Origin of the sequence: Paraburkholderia bannensis NBRC 103871, from assembly GCF_000685015.1 — a bacterium.
In the GTDB taxonomy this organism is placed as follows: Bacteria; Pseudomonadota; Gammaproteobacteria; order Burkholderiales; family Burkholderiaceae; genus Paraburkholderia; species Paraburkholderia bannensis.
The window spans coordinates 1-1336 of sequence record NZ_BAYA01000092.1; the positions used below are offsets into that span (position 1 = coordinate 1).

Consider the following 1336-nt stretch of genomic DNA (forward strand, 5'->3'; position numbering starts at 1 on the left):
TGGGCCGGCCCCCGCGAAAAACGGACACTGGGTAACGCTTAAATTATGAGGTAGTCTTCCGCCTATGTTTAAGCCCAGTCATAACGTGGAACCCGTCGAAGTCCTCACCCAGCCGGAGCAGCGCCGCCGGCGCTCTGTCGACAAAAAGCTCGCAATAGTGCGCGAAACGTTCGAGCCTGGCGCTACCGTTTCGGGCGTTGCGCGTCGCCATCAGGTGAATGCCAACCAGGTCTTTGCTTGGCGCAAGCTCTATCAGGATGGAAGCCTGTCGGCGGTCAGTGCCGGCGAACAGGTTGTACCGGCATCGGACCTGGCTGAAGCGATGAAGCAGATTCGCGAACTCCAGCGATTGCTGGGAAAGAAAACAATGGAGGTAGAAGTCCTCCGTGAAGCAGTGGAGTATGGTCGAGCAAAAAAATTGATTGCGCGCTCACCATTGCTGCCGGGGGACGACCGTTGAAAACGGTTTGTGAAGTCCTGGGTGTGTCGCGCTCGAATCTCGCGGTCAAGTTGAAGCGCCCCGCCGATTGGGTCGACCAGCGCAAGAAGCCCGCTCTGGATGATATGTCGCTTGTCGCTGAGCTTCGAGAGCTCGTCGCCGAGCTGCCGACGTATGGCTACCGGCGTGCATGGGCGCTGCTACGGCGAAGCCGGGACGCGCTGTGCCAACCGCGTGTCAATGCAAAGCGGGTGTACCGCGTTATGCGCGGCCACGGCTTGCTGCTCGAACGTCGGCCTCATTACGCTCCGAGCGCGCGTCGGCACGACGGCAAGATTGCCGTGGACAGAAGCAACGTGCGTTGGTGCTCAGACGGTTTCGAATTCCGCTGCGATGATGGTGCGCCGTTGCGCGTGGTCTTTGCCTTGGACTGCTGCGACCGGGAAGCGATGAGCTGGGCTGCGAGCACCGGCGGTTACACCGGCGACATGGTGCGGGATGTGATGCTTCAGGCGGTCGAAAGCCGCTTTGCCGGTGCATTGGCGGCTGAGAGCGAAATCGAGTGGCTGAGCGACAACGGTTCCTGCTACATTGCCGATGACACGCTGACGTTCTCGCGAAAAATCGGTCTGAAGCCGGTCACGACACCGGTGAGAAGTCCGCAGAGCAATGGGATGGCCGAGAGCTTCGTCAAGACGATGAAGCGCGATTACGTTTCGTGGATGCCCAAACCTGACGCGAGAACGGCGCTGCAAAACCTGGCTATCGCGTTCCACCACTACAACGAGTCACATCCACACAGCGCCCTGAAATACCGCTCGCCACGCGAGTTTCGCCAGCAAACAAATTCTCCAACCTAAGCGTGACCGCGTGTCCGGTCATGCAGGGGCAAGTCCA

1 protein-coding gene is annotated in these 1336 nt (G+C 59.7%); it reads left to right on the plus strand.

What is annotated here, in order from left to right; translation table 11 throughout:
- The first annotated feature begins 64 nt into the window (after positions 1-64).
- Positions 65-1299 (plus strand): IS3 family transposase gene (locus BBA01S_RS39430; RefSeq protein WP_245641736.1). Its coding sequence is split into 2 segments (ribosomal slippage): positions 65-419 and positions 419-1299, totalling 1236 coding nucleotides; the frame shifts between segments, so codons are not numbered across the junction.
- The last annotated feature ends 37 nt before the right edge of the window (positions 1300-1336 follow it).